Source organism: Sedimenticola selenatireducens (assembly GCF_963675335.2).
Classification (GTDB): Bacteria; Pseudomonadota; Gammaproteobacteria; order Chromatiales; family Chromatiaceae; genus Sedimenticola; species Sedimenticola selenatireducens.
This window is the reverse complement of the sequence record NZ_CAXXYC010000003.1, coordinates 1,107,625-1,129,764: the sequence shown is the minus strand read 5'-3', so window position 1 is coordinate 1,129,764 and position 22,140 is coordinate 1,107,625. Positions and strand designations below refer to the sequence as shown.

The window sequence follows — 22,140 nt, the reverse complement described above, 5'->3', positions numbered from 1 at the left end:
GCATTTTGATCTAGATCCCGAAACACAAAGGTGTTTCTTTTCAGAATATGGTTTAATGCGCGCCTATGTACAAGCCTCTCGAACTGTTTATCGGATTGCGGTATACGCGCGCCAAGCGACGCAACCACTTTATCTCTTTCATCTCGCTGATCTCCATGCTGGGAATCATGCTGGGTGTCGTGGCGCTGATCGCGGTGCTTTCAGTTATGAATGGCTTTCACAAAGAAGTCCGTGAACGAATTCTCGGAATGACTTCCCATGCCACCATTTCCTCTTATCAGAACAACCTGACAGAGTGGCAGGAGGCGATGCAGCTCTCTACCAAAAACCCCCATGTGGTGGGGCAGGCGCCGTTTATCGAGGCCCAGACCATGCTGACCAATGGGCAGAAGGTCAGTGGCGCCATCCTGCGCGGCATATTGCCGGCGTATGAACCCAGGGTCTCCGAGGTGGGTGAACATATGCTGGCCGGGCGTCTGGATCAGTTGGCGGCCGGTGAATTCGACATTATCCTTGGCAAGGAGCTGGCCCAGTTGCTGGGAGTCGGGGTCGGTGACAAGGTGACCGTAGTCACGCCACAGATACGTGTTACCCCTGCCGGGGCCATGCCTCGGTTAAAACGCTTTACGGTTGCGGGAATATTCGAAGTGGGCATGGGAGAGTATGATCGGGGACTGGCGCTCATTCACATGCAGGATGCGGCCAGGCTGCTGAAACTAGAGGAGGGTGTCACCGGTGTCCGTCTCAAGCTGGATGACCTCTACCTGGCCCCTGAGGTCTCCCGTGAGCTGGCCGAGCAGCTGCCCGGCGTCTATCGGGTCAGTGACTGGACTTTCCAGCATCGGAATTTTTTCAGTGCCCTGCGCACCGAAAAGCGCATGATGTCCCTGATACTCTTTTTGATCGTCGCAGTTGCGGCATTCAATATCGTTTCCACCCTGGTGATGGTGGTGACGGACAAACAGAGTGATATCGCCATCCTGCGCACCCTGGGTATATCGCCCCGCAGTGTCATGGGCATCTTCATAATTCAGGGCGCTACCATCGGTTTTGTCGGCACCCTTCTGGGAATTGGCGGTGGCATCCTGCTATCGCTGAATCTGGAGTCAATCGTCAAGTCGATTGAACAGCTTTTCAATGTAAATTTTCTTGACCCCAATATCTATTACATCAGTACACTGCCGTCCGACCTGCATTGGGACGATGTGGGTATGATCAGTATCAGCGCCTTTCTCATCACTCTGGTTGCCACTCTCTATCCGGCCTGGCGCGCCTCCCGTACCCAGCCGGCCGAGGCGTTACGTTATGAGTGAGAAAGCCAGCGTACTCGAATGCCGGGATCTAACCCGTACCTTCGTCGATGGACAACTGACGGTAAAGGTACTCAGCGGCATCACCCTGCGCGTGGAGCGTGGGGAGCGGATCGCCATCGTCGGCAGTTCCGGCTCAGGAAAAAGTACCTTGCTCCACTGCTTGGGTGGGCTGGACCGGGCCACCAGCGGGGAGGTTCTGATCGATGGACATAATCTGCAACGCATGAGCGAGAAGGCGCGGGGTCTATTGAGAAACCAGGCGCTCGGTTTTGTCTACCAGTTTCACCATTTGTTACCCGAGTTTACCGCTCTGGAAAACGTCGCCATGCCGTTGCTGATCGGCAACCACCCGGTACCCGAAGCAAGGCAGCGGGCCGCAGAGATGTTGTCACGGGTTGGTTTGGAGCACAGGATAGGACACAAGCCGGGGGAGCTTTCCGGTGGTGAACGCCAGCGTGCCGCTGTTGCCAGAGCCCTGGTGAACCACCCGCGCTGCGTGCTGGCCGATGAGCCGACCGGAAACCTGGATCAGAAAACGGCAAGGCAGGTATACGGTCTGATGCTGGAGCTGAATCGGGACCTGCAGACCAGCTTTATCGTGGTAACTCACGACATGGCGTTGGCAGAGAGTATGGACCGGGTGCTGCTTCTCTCTGATGGCCTGCTGAATGGCCAGCCAGTCCCGGAAGTGTCTATTTCGGGCCCCGCCGGTTTTTCCAGTTCGAGATGATGTGCATACGCCATAACCCGCGAATGGACAGGTATCCAATCAATGCGGCTATTAACGCGCAAACCAGACTACCCAGATAGAGCGGTTGCCAGATACTGCCCATGCTGTGGCTGAACCACTCCATGGTGGGTTCAAAATCACCGTTTGATGCCGGATTGCCCATGATCCAGGTGCCGACCAGATAGGTGAAATAAAATAGCGGTGGCATGGTGAGGGGGTTAGTGATCCATACCAGGGCAACTGAGATTGGCATATTAACCCGGACCGGTATAGCGGTTGCCGCTGCCGCAATCATTTGGAAGGGTATGGGAATTAAAGCCCAGAATAGTCCCACGGCAAAGGCACCGGCGACAGAGCGGCGATTCAAATGCCAGAGATTCGGATCGTGCAGAAGCTGACCAAAGACCTTGAGATGCTTGTGATTCCGAATCGTCTCATGATTCGGGGTAAAGCGTTTGATCAGGTTTTTTGGCATACAACCTCTTCTTGACAGTGTAATCCCCCCTTATAAAGGGCAGCGTATTGAATCACGCTATCACGCTTTTGACCAGTATTCACACGGTTTCCCACCATTATTGAACTCTGACCGGGGCTTGCAGATTCCCGTTTTATGGCGTTCTCTGTTGGTACAAAAAGCAGTGGAGTTAATCCACAATAAGATCTAATCTACTAGCTCAACGATTGCCAGATCATAAACCCAGGGAAGGGCGATGTGATTCACTCTACGATAGCTTTTGTCTTTGGTGTCCTGCTGCTGCAGTTTCAGCCGACGCTGCCCCCGCTGTTTTCATTGCCATTATTATTGCCGCTGGTAATTCTTGCCTGGCGCTACCGCTCCCATTTAGCCATCCAACTGCCCGCAATCCTGATGTGTGGATTTCTCTGGGCTTCAGTAATGGCGCATTTCGCCATGCAATCCAGTCTGCCGAGAGCATTGGAAGGGGTCGATTTACAGGTCACCGGTGTCATTGAGTCCCTTCCGGATGTGACCGCCCACCGGACACGCTTCTGGTTTCATATTGAGCAGATTTCCGATGCGGAGCGGCGCTATTCATCCCCTGGTCGGGTGCAATTGAGCTGGTATCAGAATGCGCCTGAACTGGCAGCAGGTGAACGCTGGCGGTTATCGGTCAGATTAAAACGGCCTCATGGAATGGCCAATCCCGGTACCCTGGACTATGAGCGAACTCTGTTCCAGAAAGGTATCAGAGCGACCGGCTATATCCGCGAGGGTGAGATGAACCGTCGACTCGACACGCTGTATGTGGGCTTTCTGTTTCAGCGTCTGCGGCAGATGATTGCCGAGCGGGTTGATTCTGTGCTGCAGCCGGGACAGCCGTCAGGATTGGTGCGTGCGCTGGTGATTGGCGATCGCAGTCGCCTCTCCCAGGATGAATGGGTGGTCTTTCGCAAGACCGGCACCAACCATCTGGTGGCGATCTCAGGGCTGCATATCGGTATTGTTTCCGGTCTTGCTTTTTTTCTTGGCGGCTGGTTCTGGCGTCAGTCCGCGGCACTTTGCAGCCTTATTCCCGCACCGCGGGTGGGCGCCATTGCCGCCCTGGTCAGCGGCTTCTGTTATGCCGGTCTGGCGGGTTTTGCCATCCCCTGTGTGCGGGCGGTGGTAATGCTTTCAGCCGTGCTGGGTGGTCTGCTATTTCGTCGCATGGTTCAACCGTCACGCGGTCTCTGTATCGCACTGCTGTTAATTGTGCTGGCGGACCCGGTGTCGGTATTGTCCGCCGGTTTCTGGCTCTCCTTTGGGGCCGTGGCGGTGATTATGCTAGGGATACTCGGGAGGAGCAGGGTAAGGCCTGTGGTGATTCCGGGGTTGTTCAAGATTCAGTGGGTTGTTGCACTGGGTCTTGCTCCGATACTGCTGCTGCTTGGGTTTGATCTGCCAGTCGTCTCTCCACTGGTCAATCTTATCGCCGTTCCACTCTTCTCACTGCTGTTGGTTCCCCTCACGCTGGTCTCGGTGCTGATGCTCATGTTGTGGCCATCCCTGGGTGTAACGCTGCTCACGGCTACCGCCTGGTCGCTGGGCCAGATACAGGCGATACTCGCCCTGGTGGCGGAGCACGGTGACCTCATTTCCCTGGCCGGTACACCGCCGCTGTGGATGCTGCTGGGCGTTCTGGTGAGCACTCTGTTACTGCTGCTGCCAGCCGGCATCCCGGGAAGATGGTTGGGAACGCTTCTGCTCTCCCCACTGCTGCTCTACCGGCCAGCGCATCCGCCCCATGGCGAGGTCTGGATGACCATGCTTGATGTGGGACAGGGGCTGGCTATCGTGCTGGAGACCTCAGACCACGTGCTGCTTTATGATACGGGTCCTATGTTCCCATCCGGATTTAATACCGGTGAAGCGGTTATCGTGCCCTTTCTGAATACCCGGGGTGTGGAAAAAATCGACCGGATCATCGTGACGAACGGTGATATGGACCACCGGGGCGGAGTGGCAGCGTTAATGCGATCGTTTCCATCGACAGAGCTGTTAAGTGGTGAGCCGGAACGTATCCCCATCGGTGAGCCGGTACGTTGTACCGCCGGCATGCAATGGGTATGGGATGGGGTGCGATTTGAGATACTGCATCCAGACGGTTCTTCGCGCTGGCGGGGCAATAATGCATCCTGTGTGCTTGCTGTCGACACGCCGGCTGGACGGTTGTTGCTGACCGGGGATATCGAGGCGGAAGCGGAAGAGTCCCTGGTTGCAAACTATGGGGAACGACTGGCGGCGACAGTGGTTACGATACCGCATCATGGCAGTGCCAGTTCGTCGGGTGGCCGGTTTATCGCTGCAACCGACCCACAGTATGGTTTGATATCAACCGGTTACCGGAACCGTTACGGATTCCCCAAGGCCGCAGTACTGGAACGTTGGCAGGGACAAAATGCCAGCCTGTTGAACACTGCTGAAGCCGGTGCTTTATCCCTGAGATTGAAGGCAGATGGCCAGATCGACGGCCCTTTCCGTTATCGAGAGACCCATAGACGATACTGGATGACCCCATGATTGTGCAGGACGATCAGGATGGGAAATGTCTAACAGCTTTCGATCACTGCATGGAATACAGTATGATACTGCTCATTTGGTGAGGCGGGCGGCCCTGATCCGCACAAAAGAACTCCAGAGGGAATAGACAAGGTGTTTGAACTGGTTAAAGCTGGCGGCATTCTGATGCTGCCTATCATCGCATGTTCCATCGTGGCCATGGCGATTATCATCGAACGCTTGTGGGCGCTTCGATCCAAGCGTGTCATACCGAATAACCTGGTAGCGCAGATCTGGCAGCTGCATAGCAAGGGACAACTCACCAACGCCCATGTGGTTACCGTCAAGGAGGGTTCCCCCCTGGGTCGCATTCTGGCGGCCGGTCTGGCCAATCGCCAGCATACCAAGATAGTGATGAAAGAGGCGATAGAGGAGGTCGGGCGCCAGGTGGTCCACGAGCTGGAGCGCTACCTCAACACCCTGGGCACGATCGCCTCGATCGCGCCTCTGTTGGGACTGCTGGGGACGGTGATTGGCATGATCAAGGTTTTTGCCGCCATTATGACTGCGGGTGTGGGTAATCCCACCGTGCTGGCGGGCGGCATCTCCGAGGCGCTGATCACCACGGCCGCCGGACTGTCGGTTGCCATTCCGAGCCTCATGTTTCACCGCTACTTTGGCGGCAAGGTGGAGCGACTGGTGATCAAGATGGAAGAGCAGGCGCTGAAAATGGTGGAGGTGATGCAGGGTGAGCGAGAGCAGGAGTAAACCCAGGTGAATTTACGCCCACATCGCAAGGAGTCGCCAGAGCTGAATCTTACCCCGCTGATTGACGTGGTCTTTCTGCTGCTGATCTTCTTTATGGTCTCCACCACCTTCGATAAGGAGTCCCGTATCAAGGTGGAATTGCCGACCGCGGCGACCCAGGATGAGCAGGTGGAGGAAGAGAAGGTCCTGGAGATCACCATCGATGCCAGTGGACGCTTCTATGTGGATGAGCGGGAAGTGGTGAACACCGAGGCCGATACGCTGAAGCGGGCCATTGAAAAAGCGGCCGGCATGCGCCGCGACCTTCCGGTCATTATCAAGGCGGATGCCCGCGCCTCCTTTCAGTCGGTGTTCAAGGTGATGGATGTCACCAGTCAGCTGGGCTTTGTCAACATGACCTTTCCCGGCAAGCAGCCGGTAGAGGGCAACTGACCGATTCGTGAAACGTCTGGATCACTACTGGGATAGCGTCAATCCGGTTTCCGCTGCCCTGCTGCCGCTTTCCTGGCTGTTTCGCATGGTCAGCTGGCTCAGGTATCGTGCCTACAGGGTCGGGCTGCTTGCCACAAAAAAACTGCCGGTGCCCGTCATTGTGGTGGGCAATATCACAGTTGGCGGCACGGGTAAAACCCCGCTGGTGATCTGGCTGGCTCGACACCTGCGAGACCTGGGCTACAAGCCCGGCATTATCTCCAGAGGCTATGGCGGTAAGGCAGCCGACTGGCCACAGCCGGTAGTACCTGAAAGCAATCCTGTCCTGGTGGGGGATGAGCCGGTCATGCTGGCCAGTCGAACCGGCTGCCCGTTGTGGGTAGGGCCCGACAGACCCGCGACCGCCCAGGCGCTGCTCGCCGCAGCCGATTGTGACATCCTGATCTCGGACGACGGCCTGCAGCATTACGCACTCCATCGTGACCTGGAAATCCTGGTCATCGATGGGGCCAGAGGGCTGGGCAATGGATTTTCTCTGCCTGCCGGGCCGCTGCGCGAGCGTCCGTCACGGCTGACCCAGGTGGACTTGGTAATAGCCAATGGACCTTCGGATTTAACCAGCAACCAGATGAGTCTGTACCCGGGACAAATGATCAATCTGGCATCGCCATCCCTCCAGGTCGGGTTGGACTATTTCAAGGATCAGTCGGTGCATGCGATGGCGGGTATAGGGAATCCCGAACGTTTTTTTAACACCCTGCGCGCGGCGAGTCTGCAAGCACATGTGCACCCGTTTCCCGATCACCACTGTTTCAGCGAGGCGGAAATAACCCCGGATGATGCCCTGCCGGTGATCATGACGGAGAAAGATGCGGTAAAATGCGCTCCATTCGCCCATCGGCGGCACTGGTACCTGGAAGTCAGTGCGCAACCGGACATGGGTTTTATACAACAGCTGGATAAGCGAATCAGAGAGTTTAGAGATGGATAAGAAATTGCTTGATATCTTGGTGTGCCCGCTGTGCAAAAGCAAACTGACTTACAACAAAAAGGCAGGAGAGTTGATCTGCAAGGCGGATCGGCTGGCATTCCCCATCCACGATGGCATCCCGGTGATGCTGGAGGAGGAGGCGCGTAGTCTGCCCGCGGATGAAGAGGTAGAGTAATCCGTCCCATCGTCCGGAGTCAGCAATGAACTTTAAAGTCGTTATACCCGCTCGTTATGCTTCAACTCGATTGCCGGGAAAACCACTGCTTGAAATAGATGGAAAACCGATGATTCAGCACGTGCATGAGCGTGCCGTTGAGAGCGGGGCCGATCAGATAATCATTGCCACGGATGACCAGCGAATCGCCGCTTGCGTGAGGGGATTTGGTGGTGAGGTCTGTCTGACCGATTCCCGTCATCGCAGTGGCACCGATCGCATAGCCGAGGTGGTAAAACAGTATGCCTGGGCAGCGGATGAAATCGTGGTCAACCTGCAAGGCGACGAACCGGATATGGCCTCCACGCTGTTGCACCAGGTTGCCGTTGACATGGACAACCATCCGGATGCTGTCATGACCACCCTCTCCGCCGACCTGAGCGATGCGGCGCAGTTGTTTGATCCGAACGTGGTCAAGTTGGTGACCGATGCCAGGGGCTACGCCCTCTACTTCAGTCGGGCGCCCATCCCCTGGAATCGGGATGAGTTTGCCAACCGGGAACGGCTACCTACATCGGTTCAGGGTTATCGCCGTCATATCGGGCTATATGCCTACCGCGCCGGATTTCTGGATCGATACATCCAATGGCAGCCCGCTCCGCTCGAGCTGGTTGAATCGCTTGAGCAGCTCAGAGTGCTCTGGCATGGCGAACGGATACATGTCAGTGCCGCGGCGGAGATGCCGGGGCAGGGCGTGGATACGCAGCAAGATCTGGACCTGCTCAATCAACGGTTTCAGCAACGGAACAGACCGCCGGCTAGTGAGTAATATCTGTGCCGACCTTGTTGGCCAGGAGTTCCAAAAGCTCCTCGGAAAGGGTGTCAGGTACTTTTCCGAACAGTGGAATCAGAACGGTTTCGGGTCCTTTTCTGGACGGCTCGCCAAACAGGTTTTCCTGAATGATTGCTTTATTGGATGGGTCAGAAAGCACCAGGACTCCCTCATCCGCCAGCACTTCATGCAACACCCACTCCCTACCGAGATGGTTGAAATGGCTTCCAATCAGTGAGCGTATGCGCAGAACAAAATCCTGATCTTCCAAAATAGACTCCAGGGTAAAGGGGCAAAAACGGATGGGTGATCGGAAGAGGGCAGGGTCACTCCTCCTAAAAATGGCCATAGGATACAAGTAGATCACTATTTCTGCGACCATGATTAAAGCGGCGGTCCGAGCCGTCTCTATGAGCCCGCCTGCGTTCCACGCGGTAGCGCCTGGATCTTGTGGTTCGCCGGTCAACAATTCCCTCATAGACACAATGACATTCAGCGGCATCACAGCCAGGAAATGGAAGTCTTGGAGGCTGGTTGACCTGGTACACCTGGTCCATCTGACGGATGGCGGATTTACAGCCACACCTGGATACCCTTAGCAGGATAAAGCGATCATATCGTCTGATCTTATCCAGTTCGGCCTTCCGCATCTCCTCAATACTTAACGGTTTGCTTTCGTATTTGGAAAACCATTTCATGATATCTAATACCGGTCTATGCACTGTATACATAATTATAGGCCAACTTTCTCCCTATGCTGAAAAGCCCGGGATAACCGTGGAAGCTAGACTATAAACGGACTTGAAGTGCCAGATGGCTGGGGGTTGATGGAGTGCCGCAGTTCCGCGGGGTGCTGGACATCATTCGGCAACCGTTTATCCTGAGTGTCATTTCAATGACGGCAGACAACGGTCCCGCCAATCGTGGAATAATGCGATAAGAATGAATAATGTGCAGGATGCCTGACTGATAGGCTGTCGGTCACAGGATACGGACCCCGTCCTGCCCCGTTTAAAGGTCTCAAAATATGAAAAAAGTATCCGTTTTGTTCGTCTGCATGGGCAATATTTGTCGTTCACCTACTGCACATGGCGTGTTTGAACAGATGGTCAAAAATGCTGGATTGACTCCATATATTGAAGTCGATTCAGCGGGCACGCATGCTTACCATGTGGGCAATCAACCCGATCCCCGTTCCCAAAAAACCGCACTTGGTCGGGGTATTGACCTTAGCAGGCAACGCGCTCGCAAAGCGGCACGGGAAGATTTTGAGCGGTTTGACTATGTCATCGCCATGGATCGGGACAACCTGAACAATCTGTTGGAAATTGCTCCGGATGATTTCCGGGAGAAACTGCATCTGCTACTCGATTTCGCCCCTGAGTTGGGCATACGGGAAGTCCCCGATCCCTACTATGGTGGTACCGGGGGATTCGATAGGGTTTTTGATCTGGTTTCGGCCGCCTCGGAGGCCCTGTTGGCAACAATAAGAAGGGAGCATCAGATTTGATCAGGTAATGCATAATAGCGGAGGGCGGCTTATTGCCGCCCTCCGCCATACCTGTGAAATTTCCTGGTGTCTGTTTACGAGTCCGTATCTGACGCAGGTCTATTTGTCGGCTTGTTGCTCGACACCATGTCATTGTTAGCTGCCGGCGCTTCAGCCGATTTATTGGCCATTGCCGGCTTGGCCCCGGATGTCTCGCCTTGCGGTTTTGCCGGGTCGGTATTGACACCGGGTTTGGTCTCAACCTGGCGTAGCGGCCGTTGCTCAGCCACCGGAGACGGCTGGGCAGCCTCCTTCGCTGGTGTCGCTTCAGGCTTGGCTGGTGCCGGTTTGGCCGGAGGAGGCGTTGGTACGGGCTTTGCCGCCATAGGCTTGGTCTCAACCTGCCGCAGTGGTTGTTCTGTGGCTAGGGGGGATTTTGGTGTTGCCGTAGCCACCGCCGCAGGCTTGGGTGGTGTTTCTGCCGGTTGTTTTACCGGTGCTGCTGACTCAGCCGGTTTAATTGCCGACGCTTTGGTCTCAACCTGCCGCAATGGCGGCTCCTTTGGCCCGCTTACCTTGGTATCCGGCTTGGTCTCACTCTTTTCCGCCGGTTTCACCACGGCTTTCGGCTCTGCTGGTTGTTCAGGTTTTACCTGTGGTTTTTCTGGTGCCGGGGCTGCGGGGGATTCAGCGGCCGGGCCTTTAGTGGTGTCTGGCGACTTTTCTGTTGCCGGTGACTTTTGGGCCTGCGGTTCGGCAGCCGATGTCGGCCTGGCAGTGGTATCTGTTTCTGCACCTCCGCCGGTCTGGGCCGCAGCCTGGGTGGCTTTTACATCGGTTTCGCCAGCAACCGGGCGACGTGCTGTTTTCTCGTCCCCTGAGTCACCTGATGCCTGGACATCTGGCGTGCCGCTGTCTCCATCTTGATTAGACGCTCTTGGCTTGCGCGTACGCGGACTTCTGCCGGGACGGGACTGATCCTTCTCCTGGGCGCCTCTCTCTTGCGAGACGGGGGTATCTCCTGTCCGGTCACTCTTGGCTGTATCTCCGTTACCATTTGTCGTGCCGGTTTCGTTGTCACCGGTGTTTGTTTTACGCCGCCGCCGGCCACCGCGACGTCCGCGGCGGGAGCTGCGCTTCGGTTCATCTCCAGTGGATGATTGCTCGGCTGGGCGGTTGTCTCCGGCTGTTGCCGGTTTTTGCTCCACCGCAGGCTCTTGATCACTACCGTTGCGCTTGTCGGCCCGGGTGTCGCTCTTGCGTTGGGCAGACTGCTGTTGACGGCTATCGTCGGATTTTTTCTTTCCGGTCGGCTTTGGCTTGCTTGAGCGGCCCGAGTTCGATCGGCGGCTCTCTTCCTGATTGTCCCGGGTGCGCTTGTCACGTGTTTTGGGTTCTTCACGCTTTTCGCTGGACTGTCTTGCCGGTGCCGATTTTTGCGTGCGGGATTCAACGGTTTCGGCATCATCGCCAATGATGGCCTTCCACAATTTGCTGAAGAATCCTTTCTCGCGTGGCTTCTCCTCCACAGTCGTCTGACGCTGCTGGGGTGTTGGAGCAGGGGAGGAGGGAACAACCCGTTTAACCGTCGGTTCTTCCGTTTTAGTCTCCTTGGGTTTGGCAAAACCAGGGGTTTTGTCTTCCGGTTCCACCATCATCTTGTAGCTGGAGGTCTCTTCAGCGTCTTCCGGTAGATCCTGTTCGCGAATGCGTTCAATTTCGTAATGTGGCGTCTCAAAATGGATATTGGGGATCAGTACAACATTCACATCCTGACGCTGCTCGATGTCATGTATCGCCTCGCGTTTTTCATTCAGCAGAAAGGTCGCCACGTCCACCGGCAACTGGGCGTTGATCCGCAGGGTATTCTCCTTCATGGCGTGTTCTTCAATGATACGAAGCACCGAAAGAGCAAGGGATTCGACCCCACGGATAAAACCGTGGCCATCACATCGGGGGCAGACATGCAGCATGGACTCGCCCAGTGAGGGACGCAGGCGCTGCCGCGATAGCTCAAGCAGACCAAAACGCGATATGCGTCCCAGCTGGACACGCGCACGATCCTGCTTCATCGCCTCTTTAAGTCGGTTCTCAACCTCCCGCTGATTACGGGTGGGGGTCATGTCGATGAAATCGATCACAAACAGACCACCCATATCACGCATTCTGAGCTGGCGGGCGATCTCATCCGCCGCCTCCAGATTGGTGTTCAGTGCCGTCTCTTCAATATCGGCACCCTTGGTGGAGCGCGCCGAGTTGATATCGACAGAGGTCAATGCCTCAGTGTGATCGATGACGATAGCGCCGCCGGAAGGCAGACGCACTTCACGCTGGAAGGCGGACTCTATTTGACTTTCGATCTGATAGCGACTGAACAGTGGTACTTCATCGGTGTAGTGACGCAGTTTTTTAACATTATGCGGCATCACCTGCTCGATAAACTCACATGCCTCTGCATAGACCTCGGGGTGATCAATCACAATCTCGCCAATATCTGCCCGCAGATGGTCGCGGATAGAGCGGATAATGACATTGCTCTCCTGATAGATCAGAAAGGGGGCAGGTTTCTCTTTGGCGGAGGTTTCGATCGCTTCCCAGAGTTGTAGCAGGTAGTTGAGGTCCCACTGCAGGTCTTCCTGGCTCTTGCCAATCCCGGCAGTACGTACGATTAGGCCGGCGCCATCTGGAATCTCAAGGCCGGACATGGCATCACGCAGTTCGTTGCGCTCCTGGCCTTCAATGCGGCGGGAAATACCGCCGGCCCGGGGATTATTCGGCATCAGCACGAGATAACGACCGGCGAGAGAAATGAAGGTGGTCAGTGCGGCACCCTTGTTGCCACGCTCTTCCTTCTCGATCTGGACAACGACTTCCTGTCCCTCTTTGATGGCATCCTTGATCTGTACACGTCCGCCAGACTCTTTTGCGGCACCGGTAAAGTAGTTACGGGAGATCTCTTTAAGTGGAAGGAAACCGTGACGGTCCGATCCGTATTCTACGAAGGCGGCTTCAAGACTCGGCTCTACCCGAGTAACTTTCCCTTTGTATATATTGGCTTTTTTTTGTTCTCGACCGGCTGTTTCAATGTCCAGGTTGTATAATTTTTGGCCATCCACGATGGCTACCCGCAACTCCTCTGGCTGAGTTGCGTTGATCAACATACGTTTCATATTGTGAAATTCCCAGGGCGCGCTTTCTTCCTGCAGGAACCGGACAGGGTTATATGACACCTGGCTTTACCGGGTCGTTCCCAGTATCCAGATTCCCATCAAAAGCGAGAGCTGCACGCGTGATTGAATCAGCCGTTGGCCTGTTCAACACGGCAGCATCTTTGAAGCACGCCGTTAATTATGTACATCGAGTGCGTCTGCAATACGATGCGTTCTTTGTTATGCATAGGGCCGGCAGTGGATTCTGCTGATCGATCTATCTCACCTGGGTGAGAGATCTGATCGCCCGCAATAACAGAACGCCACCAGGCAGGTGGGCGTTCGGTGATCAGTTTGCTTATAGCGGATACAGATAGCCCTATTAGCTAAATTCGCCGCTAACGGAGGATTATAACTATCTTAAGCAGGTGCAGCAAATAGAGAGTGCATGGGACAGGTCGACACTATTATCGATACCTGGCCAGGTAATATCAGCTTAAGTAACTAATTTACTGCAGTACGCCAACAACTGCTTGGTGTCGTTTCCGAAACTGGTATCATAAGGCCGATGTCAAACTCCCAGCCGATCAGCAGCACCGTGCATATCCTGAATATAGAACCGGGTTATGAAGGGCAGCGTATTGATAACTTCCTTATCAATCATCTCAAAGGCGTTCCCAAGAGCCTGGTCTACCGGATTCTCCGCCGCGGCGAAGTGCGGGTCAACAAAGGGCGCATTAAAGCAAACTATCGCCTGCAGGTGGGCGATCAGGTGCGCGTCCCTCCGGTTCGCATGGCTGAAAAGGATGAGCCGGGGAGAGTCGATAGCCGCCAGTTGGATCGGCTCGAAAAGGCCATAATATTTGAAGACAAGCGATTGCTGGTACTGAATAAACCATCGGGAGTCGCGGTGCATGGTGGGAGTGGCCTCAGTTTCGGAGTCATCGAGGCCCTGCGTCAGTTGCGTCCTGAAGAACATCAGCTAGAACTGGTGCATCGACTGGATCGGGAAACTTCCGGGTGTCTGCTGATTGCCAAGCGCAGAAGTGCCTTGCGCACGCTACATGAACTTATGCGCTCCAATGGGATCGATAAGCGTTACATCACGCTTGTGAAGGGTCACTGGCGCCGTGATCGTGTCGAAGTCGACGCGCCGCTTCTGAAAAACACCCTACAGGGTGGTGAGCGGGTCGTGGTGGTTGATCCCCGCGGAAAGGAGTCCGTTACCCGGTTCAGTGTCAGGGAACGAATGGGGGACTTTTTATTGATCGAGGCCCGGTTGATGACAGGGCGCACGCATCAGATAAGGGTTCATGCAGCACACCTGGGAACCCCGATACTGGGTGATGAAAAATATGGTGATGCAGCTGCCAACAGGGAGGCGAAGGAACTGGGTCTGAGGCGATTGTTCCTCCACGCTGAAACATTAAGGTTTCGCTGGCCCGATGAGAAACAGGATCTGGTGTTCAGGGCGCCGCTTGAGCCGGTGCTGGATGAACTGTTGACCCGGATTCGAGCGAAAGCGAGCTGAATTAAACTGGTATTTACAAACAATGAAACGTAAGTTCAAGCTCCTGGTGTTTGACTGGGATGGCACACTGATGGACTCGGAAGCGAGGATTGTCTCATGTGTACGTGCCGCCACCCGGGATATGGCGATTGAAACCCCGGCAGACGAGCAGATCAGAGATATTATCGGGCTGGGGCTGAAAGAGGCCCTCGAGAAGCTGTTCCCCGGCTCTGATGAGCCTTTCAAGGAGCGTTTTATCGCATTTTATCGGCGCTATTTTCTCCATGAAGACAGCACGCCTTCGCTGCTCTTTCCCCGCGCCTTGGAAGTGCTGAACGGGTTGGTTGCCCAGGACTATCTGCTGGCTGTTGCCACGGGAAAGGGGCGGCCAGGCCTGGACAAGGTATTGGAGGAGACCGGTCTCAAGTCGCTGTTCCATGCCACCCGGTGTGCTGACGAAACCTTTTCCAAACCACATCCGGAGATGCTGATGCAGATTATGGATGAACTGGGCGTAGAACCGGCGGACACCCTGATGATCGGGGACACCGAATACGATCTGCAGATGGCCATTAATGCCGGAACCCACGGGCTGGCGGTAAGCTATGGGGTTCATTCGGTCGATCGTCTTAATCAGTTCAATCCCCTCGGATGTCTGGATGATATATCAGAGCTTTCGGATTGGCTGGATCGCTAAGTCTCGATTTAGGACTATTACAATAAATTCAGAGTAAGAACGATGGATAATCTGGAACAAGAGAGAGTGAAACGCAAGGACGGCTGGGAACGGGAGTTGTTGGAAAAGCTGGCCACGGCATCCATCACCGAGCAGCGGCGTGCCCGGCGATGGGGCATTTTTTTCAAACTGCTGACTTTTGCCTATCTGGTCACGCTACTCATTCTTTGGATTCCGGGCACCTTGCCAGATGCCGCCATGAAAGCGACCAAGGAGCATACCGCTCTGATCGAAATCAACGGCGTAATCGCGGACGATGCGGAGGCCAGTGCGGATAATGTGGTGACTGCCCTGCGTTCAGCTTATGAGGACAAGAAAACCAAAGGGGTAATTTTGCGTATCAATAGTCCGGGCGGCAGTGCGGTGCAGGCGGGATATATCAATGATGAGATCCGTCGGCTTAAAGAGAAGCACCCGAAAATACCCGTATATGCAGTGGTCACCGATATGGCCGCCTCGGGCGGCTACTATATAGCTGTGGCAGCCGACGATATTTATGTGGATAAAGCCAGCATCGTCGGGTCGATCGGTGTGCTGATGAGTACTTTTGGTTTTGAGCGCGGCATGGAGAAACTGGGCGTAGAACGCAGATTACTGACGGCTGGCGAACACAAAGGCATTCTTGATCCATTTTCTCCCCTGAAGCAGGAGGAGAAGCAGCATATCCAGGAAATGCTTGATCAGGTACACCAACAGTTTATCCAGGCGGTTAAGGATGGTCGCGGCGACAGACTGAAGGAGAGCGGTGATATCTTTAGCGGGCTGTTCTGGTCCGGCGAGGAAAGTATCAAGCTCGGACTGGCGGATGGTCTGGGCAGCAGCAGTTACGTCGCGCGCGAGTTGATCGGCGCCGAGACTCTGGTGGATTATACCCGGTCAGAGGATCTGCTGGAGCGGTTCGCCAAACGCATTGGCGCTGGCGCCGCGGCTTTTGTTTCCAGTCGCACCGATTTAGGGATAAACCCGGCAATTCGCTGAGCGTCTGTGGCGGGGTGCGGCCGATCAATCTGCCAGGCAGGAACGGATGCGATCGTGGCATCTACAAAATAGTACCCGCAGTTTTCCTGAATACGGCGGTTAGCTGGGTATTCAGGATGGGTGCCGGGTTTAATGTTGCCACGGTTCCGAGGTCCGGCGTACTATCGCCTTAGTGATGATTATCGCCCGAAGCCCAGAGACAGCCTGAAAATATTGTTATGATCGGTCCTGTTGACTCCAATTGCGCCAAGACCCTTTGTAAAAGCCACCGCAAGGTGAGCTCTCCGGCCTCCGAGGGTGAAGCGAATATTTTCTTCAATCTCTGCATGGACCGCGTTCATTACTCACCCGGCCGTAATGCCATCTACTTTGTTGACTCCAGCTATATCAAGGTAGCAGAGACCATCGATCTGGTCCTGAAGGGGCTGGGGTGTGATCCACAGATTGAACAGCTCTACCTGGATCAGCTGAGCATTTTCAAGAGCCTGAAACGGGTAAAGCTTGAGCCGGCTCAGGCCCGGGCCGTCATGGTGGCCCTGCGCATGCAGGGCATGCAGATCACCGTATCAAAATAAGTGATCAACCTGTCGGGCCGGCAGGTAAGTAGGAGCAACAAACACCTTAGTGTCGCTATTTGGTCATCTCCTTGACCTTGTCGACCACCTCCCCGGTTTTTTCGATGGTCGCCTGCTTCACCTCTTCATATGTTTGCTTTATGGCCTCCATGTCGGCATCCTGGGTTGGTGGTGACGGCTCTTCCCGGGAGGGTTCATCGAGGCGATCTTTGTTCATTTCGTCCCACTTTTCACGCGCCGACTCGGTGGACTCTGATATCGCATTGCCCAGCTCTTTAGCTGATGCTTTTGCATGCTCGGCAGCCTTTTCCATGCTGCTTTTTTCCGCGCTCCCGGAAGCGCGCTCGGTACCCTGATTTTCCGCACCGCAACCAGCCAAAAGCAACGTGGATATTGCAATTATTAATACCTGTTTGTTCATGACACGCCTCGTCTTGATAGTCTGCTGATGGCGGAACAACCGGTGGTTCCCTGTGGGGTCCATGATGACAATCAGCCTGGTATGTATCAAGTGAGTAAATGTAAACAACAGTGTCAATATTGTTACTCTCTCCAGAAGGGTTTAGCTGCCTCCTGTTCCGCCTCACAACGACTGATACCGATATCACTCAGCATACGGTCATTCAATTGCAGCAATACCCGGCGCTGTTGTTGCCGTTGGTACCAAATAGTGATCAGTTCGCCGAGCCGACGGTGGGGGTGTCTTCTCGGTTGGTGCGCAATCAGGTTGCGTAGTGTGATTTCCATTTATCGATCTCCGCCTGTTTGATGAGACCTAGTTTATGCGTTACTCTGTGACCGTTACAGATTCACAATATAAATATCTATTGCATTACAGTTTTCCAATTTATCCACCTGTGAGGCATCCTTCGAGGCCTATCTGTACTGGTTAATATGAAAAAATACGAACAAGTTGCCCAAACTCTGAGTGAACAGATAGCGGGTGGAATCTATAAAATGGGCGATCGCTTACCCTCGGTCCGCCATCTGAGCGGGCAGTTGGGCGTGAGTATATCCACGGTTCAGGAGGCCTATCTTCTGCTGGAACAGCGCGGTCTCACCGAGGTACGGCCAAAATCGGGGCATTTTGTCACCCGGCAACAGCAGCGGTTGCTCGATTTGCCGTCTACCCAGGCCTACTCGGCACACCCCAAGGAGACCAGTACCTGGGCCAAGGTGTTCCATGTGCTCTATCAGACGGAAACCGCCGATGCCCTCTATCTGGGCCGGGCGGTACCTAACCTGTCACTTGGCACCCTGAAGCCACTGCAGCGATCACTTGCCTCTCTGACACGACGCGGCGAACTGCGTGGCCTCTCTTACGACTATATTTTTGGTTGTGATGAGCTGCGTAAACAGATCACCCGCCTTGCCGTTGACTCCGGCTGCAATCTATCTTCCGATGAGGTCATCATAACTTCGGGTTGTCAGGAGGCGCTGGCCAGCAGTCTGCGTGCACTGACGCAACCGGGAGATACTGTGATTGTCGACTCTCCCAGCTTTTACGGTTCGCTCCAGGCGATAGAAGCGTGTGGCCTGAAAGTTTTGGAGCTGCCGACGCACCCGGAGCAGGGGATCAGTCTGGATGCAATGGAGTTGGCGCTGGAGCAGTGGCCGGTAAAGGCCTGTCTGATTACCCCCACGTTTAATAATCCGCTGGGATACACCATGCCGGATGAGCGCAAGGCGCGGCTGGTAGAGTTGTTGGCACGCTTCGATACGCCGCTGATTGAAGATGATATCTATGGGGATCTGGCCTACGACACCCCCAGGCCGCGCACCCTGAAGTCTTTTGACAAGGAGGGGCGGGTGATACTCTGCTCATCCTTCTCGAAATCTCTGGCACCTGGCCTGCGCGTTGGCTGGGTGGCGCCAGGCCGCTACGCCAGCCGCGTCATGCATATGAAATATATATCGAGTATGAGTTCGGCTACACTGCCCCAGTTGGCGGTGGCTGATTTCATCTCACGTGGCGGGTATGACCGCCATTTGAAAAAGGTTCGATCCGTGTATAAACGTGGTCGGGATTATCTGCTGGAGTGGGTTACCCGCTATTTTCCTGAAGGTACCCGCGCCTCCAATCCCCGGGGAGGATATCTGCTTTGGGTGGAACTGCCGGAAACGGTCAACTCAATGGCATTGACTACCGCCGCTATGGAACAGGGTATAGGGGTGGCGCCAGGCGAGCTGTTTTCCAGCACCGGAAAATATACCCACCATATTCGAATTAATTATGCGGATTGTCCAACTGCTAAAATGGAGAAGGGTGTAAAAATGTTGGGTGAGATAGCAGCAACCATGGATCAATCGGCATGAATCGATTTGAGCTCGATTGCACCATTATCTCCAGGATACTTGCAGACAGAGGACACCAGGTTCCTGAACCGGTGGAGTATCCTGAGGGATATTTTTCCGCACCTCCGGAACCCGCATCGGTGCTGATACCGCTGTTCAGGGATATTGACGGGTGGCGGGTTCTCTATATCCGGAGATCCGAGCACGAAGCTGACCGTCACAGTGGGCAGGTTGCCTTTCCGGGGGGAAAGCTTGATGCGGTTGATCGTGATGCCCACGATGCCGCCCTGCGTGAGGCCCAGGAAGAGATTGGCCTCGACCCGGAACATGTATCCATACTTGGTAATTTAAAATCCTATCGCACTATCAGTAACTACCTGGTAACTCCGGTCGTGGCGGAAATCAACTGGCCTGTTCCGCTGGTATTGGACAGCCGTGAAGTAAGCCGGGTTTTTAGTATTCCGGTTACCTGGCTGGCAGACCCGGCAAATCATCAGATTAGCAGGCGCGCGTTGAACAATGCCGATGCCAGCGTGCAAGTGATTCACTTTCAGCGTTATGAAGGTGAGTTGTTGTGGGGAATAACCGCCAAATTGACCGTTAGTCTGCTGAATCTTATTGGACTACTGGATGCCAGGCGCTAGAAACCTGCCGGGCGGGGCCATTTCCGGCCGATGGCGTTAAATTCGCCCGGTTTCCAAGATTGGATTGTCGGAAAATGCGTCTCTATCAAGCTCCTCCATACATGCTAACATTGCCCTCCTGACTAAAAGTGGCTTCTCCGCGCGCCGACGCTCATACATGAAAAACCTGACCCGTAGGTTTGAGAACTCATCACTTCCACTTGCCCTCAAGTGGTCGGTTATTATCGCCTGTTTTGTTTCTCTGGTGATGGGCCTGCTCGGCTGGTTTTTAATTAATCAACAGACCGCCACCTACCGCCAGCAGAATGAAGTTCTGGGCGGAGTCGTGGTTGACCAACTGGCTTTTGCTGCCGGTGAGCCACTCCTGGCCGGTGATGACCTCAGTCTGCAAGTGCTGGTCAGGCAGCAGGAGAAAAACTCCCTGATTATCGGCATGCAGGTGTTTGATCTCAAGGGGGCACTGAAGGCAAGCGCCGGCGTCTCGCCAATCGGCGATATTCTGTTCCTGCTTGGGCGGGACGACGGTCTGCGCCAGCTACCCTGGCGCACACCTTATGTAAATGCCGTCTCTTTTTTCAGTAGTATCAAGTTTAAGGATGTCGTCGCCGGGTACGCGGTGGTGAGTATTGATCAGGGTCCACTGGAGCGGCAACTCAATGCGCTGACCGGCGCACTGATAACCACCACTATCGGTTTGATAGTACTCGGGGCATTACTGGCATTCCCCTTGTCCCACAAACTATGTCAGCCGATTTATCAATTGGTGAAAGTGGGAGAGGCCATTGATAGCGGCGATACCCGAATGCCGATCACCATAGGGCGGAAAGATGAGATAGGCCGGGTCCTTGGTGCCTTCCAGCACATGGCAGAGGGCATGGAAAAAAAACGGGAAGTGGAACAGGCGTTTTCACGCTTTCTTTCTCCCACCATCGCTCATCAGGTGTTGAACCAGCCCGAAGGTAGTGAGTTAGGCGGCATTACCAAAGATGGTAGTGTACTGTTCTGCGATGTGGTTGGTTTTACTGAATTGTCGGAATATCTGTCGCCACAGGAAGTGGGGGCATTACTGAACCAGTACTTCAGCTACTTTTCCATTGCGGCAGACAGCTGCAATGGAACGGTGGATAAGTTTATCGGCGACTGTGTCATGATCCTTTTTGGGGTGCCGGAGTCGGATGCTTCCCATGCACTGCACGCGGTTACCTGTGGCGTGCTGATTCAGGAGATCGCTACCCGCATCAATCACCAGCGCTATAAAAAGGGATTGCCCCTGGTGCAGTTCAAGATTGGTATCAACAGCGGTCAGATGTTGGCTGGAAACCTGGGGAGCGTCGAGCGGATGCAGTACACGGTGGTGGGGGATACGGTCAATCTTACTGCGCGCATCTGCGATATATGTGCGCCGGATCAGATTCTGGTTACTGAGGCTACCCTGGCACAGCCGGGCGTCAAATCCTTGATCAAGAGTGTTCCCCAAAATACCGTAAAAGTTAAGGGGCGTCGCCAATCCGTAAAGACTTATCTTATTGATAGTGAATCATTTATCTCCGAGTCCATGTTTCAGGAAAGCCTCGACAAAATACTGCCCATGGAGGAGGTTCCGTGAAAATTCTGCCGATTCTGCTGCTCGTCGTCCTGCTCGCGGGTTGCAGTGCCATTACCACAACAGTCTCGCCAGTGACGAAGGCAACCACTCCTTCGGTACTGATCAAACAGGCGGAAACACTATACAAGCAGGAGCAGTGGCATAAGGCAGTAGCCCTTCTGGACGCAGGGGTTAACCAGTTTCCGGAAGAGCGGCGAATTGTTGAGTTGAGATCGGAAATAATTCGTGACTGGGAGATGCGAAAACGCAATAAGGAAGACTGGATTCTTGTCTATGAGACACAGTCGTTGAAGGAGAAGATCCCCTATCTGGAGGATCTGGCGACAATTGACCCAGAGAATTTAATTACCAAATCTCGCCTGCTTTTTTGGAAAAACCTGCTTGAATCCAAAGTTACCGGCTTGATTGCCTGCGGTTCAGTGCATCTGCATCTTGATCAAGCGCTTGCCGAAGAGTGCGCAACTCTGGCGGAAAAGATTAAACCGACCGAGGAGAGTGCGCATCTGCTCAAGAAAATCAAACAGTCCCATGCCGCGCAAAAACGCACGGAACGCTCTGAACAGGCTGTTCGGGAGAAACAAAACACAGCACAACAACGTGAGCATCTGATGAAACTTGCAAGGGCGCAGCTGTCTGATGATGCTATTCCTGATGCGATTGCCTCTCTTAACCGGCTGCTGGAGCTGGTACCGGATGACGCGGAAGGCCGTGCCTTGCTGGATCAGGTTATTCAATTACGCGATGAAAAGGTGACACGCCTGATTGCATTCGGCGATGCGCTTTATCGTGAAGAGCAGATAGAACAGGCGGTTTCCGTGTGGGAATCGGCAGAAAAACTCGATATGGGCCGACAGGATGTGGCCGCCCGGATTGATCGCGCCATGAAAGTGCTGGAACGGCTGCGGGAAATTCAGAAACAGCCCTAGTTCTAAGCCTGCTT

22 protein-coding genes are annotated in these 22,140 nt (G+C 54.5%); 17 read left to right on the top strand and 5 right to left on the bottom strand.

Annotated features, from left to right (window positions below; genetic code table 11):
• Window positions 1-65: 65 nt before the first annotated feature.
• Together ACHZBF_RS08905 and lolD are read left to right on the top strand one after the other, a co-directional pair.
• Window positions 66-1,313, top strand: a complete 1,248-nt coding sequence (locus ACHZBF_RS08905) for a lipoprotein-releasing ABC transporter permease subunit (protein ID WP_288103370.1) — start codon at window positions 66-68, stop codon at window positions 1,311-1,313.
• Complete coding sequence (lolD, locus tag ACHZBF_RS08900; RefSeq protein ID WP_321528227.1) at window positions 1,306-2,043, top strand: lipoprotein-releasing ABC transporter ATP-binding protein LolD; 738 nt, start codon at window positions 1,306-1,308, stop codon at window positions 2,041-2,043. Before ACHZBF_RS08905 ends, lolD begins: the two co-directional genes overlap by 8 nt.
• Here the strand turns inward: lolD and ACHZBF_RS08895 are convergent.
• Window positions 2,006-2,518: a DUF2062 domain-containing protein gene (locus ACHZBF_RS08895; protein WP_029133813.1), complete on the bottom strand. Its 513-nt coding sequence runs from the start codon at window positions 2,516-2,518 to the stop codon at window positions 2,006-2,008. The two genes, lolD and ACHZBF_RS08895, sit on opposite strands and share 38 nt — an antisense overlap.
• 237 nt (window positions 2,519-2,755) lie before the next feature.
• Between ACHZBF_RS08895 and ACHZBF_RS08890 the strand changes: the two genes are divergently transcribed.
• The 6 genes from ACHZBF_RS08890 (at window position 2,756) to kdsB (ending at window position 8,215) form a co-directional block, all read left to right on the top strand.
• Window positions 2,756-5,062 (top strand): DNA internalization-related competence protein ComEC/Rec2, encoded by a 2,307-nt coding sequence (locus tag ACHZBF_RS08890; protein ID WP_321528226.1) that lies wholly within the window; start codon window positions 2,756-2,758, stop codon window positions 5,060-5,062.
• 132 nt (window positions 5,063-5,194) lie between these two features.
• Window positions 5,195-5,809, top strand: coding sequence for a MotA/TolQ/ExbB proton channel family protein (locus tag ACHZBF_RS08885; RefSeq protein WP_029133815.1), 615 nt, complete (start codon window positions 5,195-5,197; stop codon window positions 5,807-5,809).
• 6 nt (window positions 5,810-5,815) lie between these two features.
• A complete protein-coding gene (locus ACHZBF_RS08880; RefSeq protein ID WP_029133816.1) occupies window positions 5,816-6,241 on the top strand; it encodes an ExbD/TolR family protein in 426 nt (141 codons plus the stop codon).
• A gap of 7 nt (window positions 6,242-6,248) precedes the next feature.
• A complete protein-coding gene (gene lpxK, locus ACHZBF_RS08875; RefSeq protein WP_037375354.1) occupies window positions 6,249-7,232 on the top strand; it encodes a tetraacyldisaccharide 4'-kinase in 984 nt (327 codons plus the stop codon).
• The gene (locus tag ACHZBF_RS08870; RefSeq protein ID WP_321528225.1) at window positions 7,225-7,407 is read left to right on the top strand and encodes a Trm112 family protein; all 183 of its coding nucleotides are present in this window, start codon (window positions 7,225-7,227) and stop codon (window positions 7,405-7,407) included. Before lpxK ends, ACHZBF_RS08870 begins: the two co-directional genes overlap by 8 nt.
• A 25-nt stretch (window positions 7,408-7,432) precedes the next feature.
• Window positions 7,433-8,215, top strand: coding sequence for a 3-deoxy-manno-octulosonate cytidylyltransferase (gene kdsB / locus ACHZBF_RS08865; RefSeq protein ID WP_029133818.1), 783 nt, complete (start codon window positions 7,433-7,435; stop codon window positions 8,213-8,215).
• Here kdsB and ACHZBF_RS08860 read toward each other — a convergent pair.
• Window positions 8,205-8,489 carry a hypothetical protein gene (locus tag ACHZBF_RS08860; RefSeq protein ID WP_029133819.1) on the bottom strand — a complete coding sequence of 95 codons (285 nt, stop codon included), beginning with the start codon at window positions 8,487-8,489 and terminating at the stop codon, window positions 8,205-8,207. The genes kdsB and ACHZBF_RS08860 overlap by 11 nt on opposite strands.
• 756 nt (window positions 8,490-9,245) lie before the next feature.
• On the opposite strand from ACHZBF_RS08860, the gene ACHZBF_RS08855 reads away from it, so the two are divergent.
• A complete protein-coding gene (locus tag ACHZBF_RS08855) occupies window positions 9,246-9,728 on the top strand; it encodes a low molecular weight protein-tyrosine-phosphatase (protein WP_029133820.1) in 483 nt (160 codons plus the stop codon).
• 74 nt (window positions 9,729-9,802) lie between these two features.
• Here the strand turns inward: ACHZBF_RS08855 and rne are convergent, their stop codons facing one another.
• Window positions 9,803-12,877, bottom strand: coding sequence for a ribonuclease E (gene rne, locus ACHZBF_RS08850; protein WP_321528224.1), 3,075 nt, complete (start codon window positions 12,875-12,877; stop codon window positions 9,803-9,805).
• A 547-nt stretch (window positions 12,878-13,424) separates the two neighbouring features.
• On the opposite strand from rne, the gene rluC reads away from it, so the two are divergent.
• The 4 genes from rluC to ACHZBF_RS08830 all read left to right on the top strand — a co-directional run bounded on the left by rluC (window position 13,425) and on the right by ACHZBF_RS08830 (window position 16,655).
• Window positions 13,425-14,387 (top strand): 23S rRNA pseudouridine(955/2504/2580) synthase RluC, encoded by a 963-nt coding sequence (gene rluC, locus ACHZBF_RS08845; protein ID WP_321528223.1) that lies wholly within the window; start codon window positions 13,425-13,427, stop codon window positions 14,385-14,387.
• Between the two features lie 22 nt (window positions 14,388-14,409).
• The gene (locus ACHZBF_RS08840; RefSeq protein WP_321528222.1) at window positions 14,410-15,063 is read left to right on the top strand and encodes an HAD-IA family hydrolase; all 654 of its coding nucleotides are present in this window, start codon (window positions 14,410-14,412) and stop codon (window positions 15,061-15,063) included.
• A gap of 42 nt (window positions 15,064-15,105) precedes the next feature.
• Entirely contained in the window at window positions 15,106-16,080 is a 975-nt protein-coding gene (gene sppA, locus ACHZBF_RS08835) for a signal peptide peptidase SppA (RefSeq protein ID WP_321528221.1), read from the top strand.
• Window positions 16,081-16,298: 218 nt separating this feature from the next.
• Window positions 16,299-16,655, top strand: a complete 357-nt coding sequence (locus ACHZBF_RS08830) for a hypothetical protein (RefSeq protein WP_321528220.1) — start codon at window positions 16,299-16,301, stop codon at window positions 16,653-16,655.
• A 55-nt stretch (window positions 16,656-16,710) separates the two neighbouring features.
• Here the strand turns inward: ACHZBF_RS08830 and ACHZBF_RS08825 are convergent, their stop codons facing one another.
• The gene (locus ACHZBF_RS08825; protein WP_157606814.1) at window positions 16,711-17,076 is read right to left on the bottom strand and encodes a hypothetical protein; all 366 of its coding nucleotides are present in this window, start codon (window positions 17,074-17,076) and stop codon (window positions 16,711-16,713) included.
• 122 nt (window positions 17,077-17,198) lie between these two features.
• The gene (locus ACHZBF_RS08820; RefSeq protein ID WP_051302280.1) at window positions 17,199-17,402 is read right to left on the bottom strand and encodes a DUF1127 domain-containing protein; all 204 of its coding nucleotides are present in this window, start codon (window positions 17,400-17,402) and stop codon (window positions 17,199-17,201) included.
• A gap of 147 nt (window positions 17,403-17,549) precedes the next feature.
• Here ACHZBF_RS08820 and ACHZBF_RS08815 point away from each other — a divergent pair, with 147 nt between their 5' ends.
• From ACHZBF_RS08815 to ACHZBF_RS08800, 4 genes are all read left to right on the top strand, one after another.
• Window positions 17,550-18,971: an aminotransferase-like domain-containing protein gene (locus ACHZBF_RS08815; protein WP_029134647.1), complete on the top strand. Its 1,422-nt coding sequence runs from the start codon at window positions 17,550-17,552 to the stop codon at window positions 18,969-18,971.
• Window positions 18,968-19,594 (top strand): NUDIX hydrolase, encoded by a 627-nt coding sequence (locus tag ACHZBF_RS08810; RefSeq protein ID WP_051302617.1) that lies wholly within the window; start codon window positions 18,968-18,970, stop codon window positions 19,592-19,594. Before ACHZBF_RS08815 ends, ACHZBF_RS08810 begins: the two co-directional genes overlap by 4 nt.
• Before the next feature lie 157 nt (window positions 19,595-19,751).
• Window positions 19,752-21,200: an adenylate/guanylate cyclase domain-containing protein gene (locus ACHZBF_RS08805; protein ID WP_029134646.1), complete on the top strand. Its 1,449-nt coding sequence runs from the start codon at window positions 19,752-19,754 to the stop codon at window positions 21,198-21,200.
• Window positions 21,197-22,126: a tetratricopeptide repeat protein gene (locus ACHZBF_RS08800; protein WP_321528219.1), complete on the top strand. Its 930-nt coding sequence runs from the start codon at window positions 21,197-21,199 to the stop codon at window positions 22,124-22,126. Before ACHZBF_RS08805 ends, ACHZBF_RS08800 begins: the two co-directional genes overlap by 4 nt.
• The last annotated feature ends 14 nt before the right edge of the window (window positions 22,127-22,140 follow it).

What these genes read in the sequence shown, in the direction of transcription:
- ACHZBF_RS08905 (WP_288103370.1), top strand. Translation starts at nt 66, where the DNA reads ATGTACAAGCCTCTCGAACTGTTTATCGGATTGCGGTATACGCGCGCC.
- lolD (WP_321528227.1), top strand. Translation starts at nt 1,306, where the DNA reads ATGAGTGAGAAAGCCAGCGTACTCGAATGCCGGGATCTAACCCGTACC.
- ACHZBF_RS08895 (WP_029133813.1), bottom strand. Translation starts at nt 2,518, where the DNA reads ATGCCAAAAAACCTGATCAAACGCTTTACCCCGAATCATGAGACGATT.
- ACHZBF_RS08870 (WP_321528225.1), top strand. Translation starts at nt 7,225, where the DNA reads ATGGATAAGAAATTGCTTGATATCTTGGTGTGCCCGCTGTGCAAAAGC.
- kdsB (WP_029133818.1), top strand. Translation starts at nt 7,433, where the DNA reads ATGAACTTTAAAGTCGTTATACCCGCTCGTTATGCTTCAACTCGATTG.
- ACHZBF_RS08855 (WP_029133820.1), top strand. Translation starts at nt 9,246, where the DNA reads ATGAAAAAAGTATCCGTTTTGTTCGTCTGCATGGGCAATATTTGTCGT.
- rne (WP_321528224.1), bottom strand. Translation starts at nt 12,877, where the DNA reads ATGAAACGTATGTTGATCAACGCAACTCAGCCAGAGGAGTTGCGGGTA.
- rluC (WP_321528223.1), top strand. Translation starts at nt 13,425, where the DNA reads ATGTCAAACTCCCAGCCGATCAGCAGCACCGTGCATATCCTGAATATA.
- ACHZBF_RS08840 (WP_321528222.1), top strand. Translation starts at nt 14,410, where the DNA reads ATGAAACGTAAGTTCAAGCTCCTGGTGTTTGACTGGGATGGCACACTG.
- sppA (WP_321528221.1), top strand. Translation starts at nt 15,106, where the DNA reads ATGGATAATCTGGAACAAGAGAGAGTGAAACGCAAGGACGGCTGGGAA.
- ACHZBF_RS08830 (WP_321528220.1), top strand. Translation starts at nt 16,299, where the DNA reads ATGATCGGTCCTGTTGACTCCAATTGCGCCAAGACCCTTTGTAAAAGC.
- ACHZBF_RS08825 (WP_157606814.1), bottom strand. Translation starts at nt 17,076, where the DNA reads ATGAACAAACAGGTATTAATAATTGCAATATCCACGTTGCTTTTGGCT.
- ACHZBF_RS08820 (WP_051302280.1), bottom strand. Translation starts at nt 17,402, where the DNA reads ATGGAAATCACACTACGCAACCTGATTGCGCACCAACCGAGAAGACAC.
- ACHZBF_RS08815 (WP_029134647.1), top strand. Translation starts at nt 17,550, where the DNA reads ATGAAAAAATACGAACAAGTTGCCCAAACTCTGAGTGAACAGATAGCG.
- ACHZBF_RS08810 (WP_051302617.1), top strand. Translation starts at nt 18,968, where the DNA reads ATGAATCGATTTGAGCTCGATTGCACCATTATCTCCAGGATACTTGCA.
- ACHZBF_RS08805 (WP_029134646.1), top strand. Translation starts at nt 19,752, where the DNA reads ATGAAAAACCTGACCCGTAGGTTTGAGAACTCATCACTTCCACTTGCC.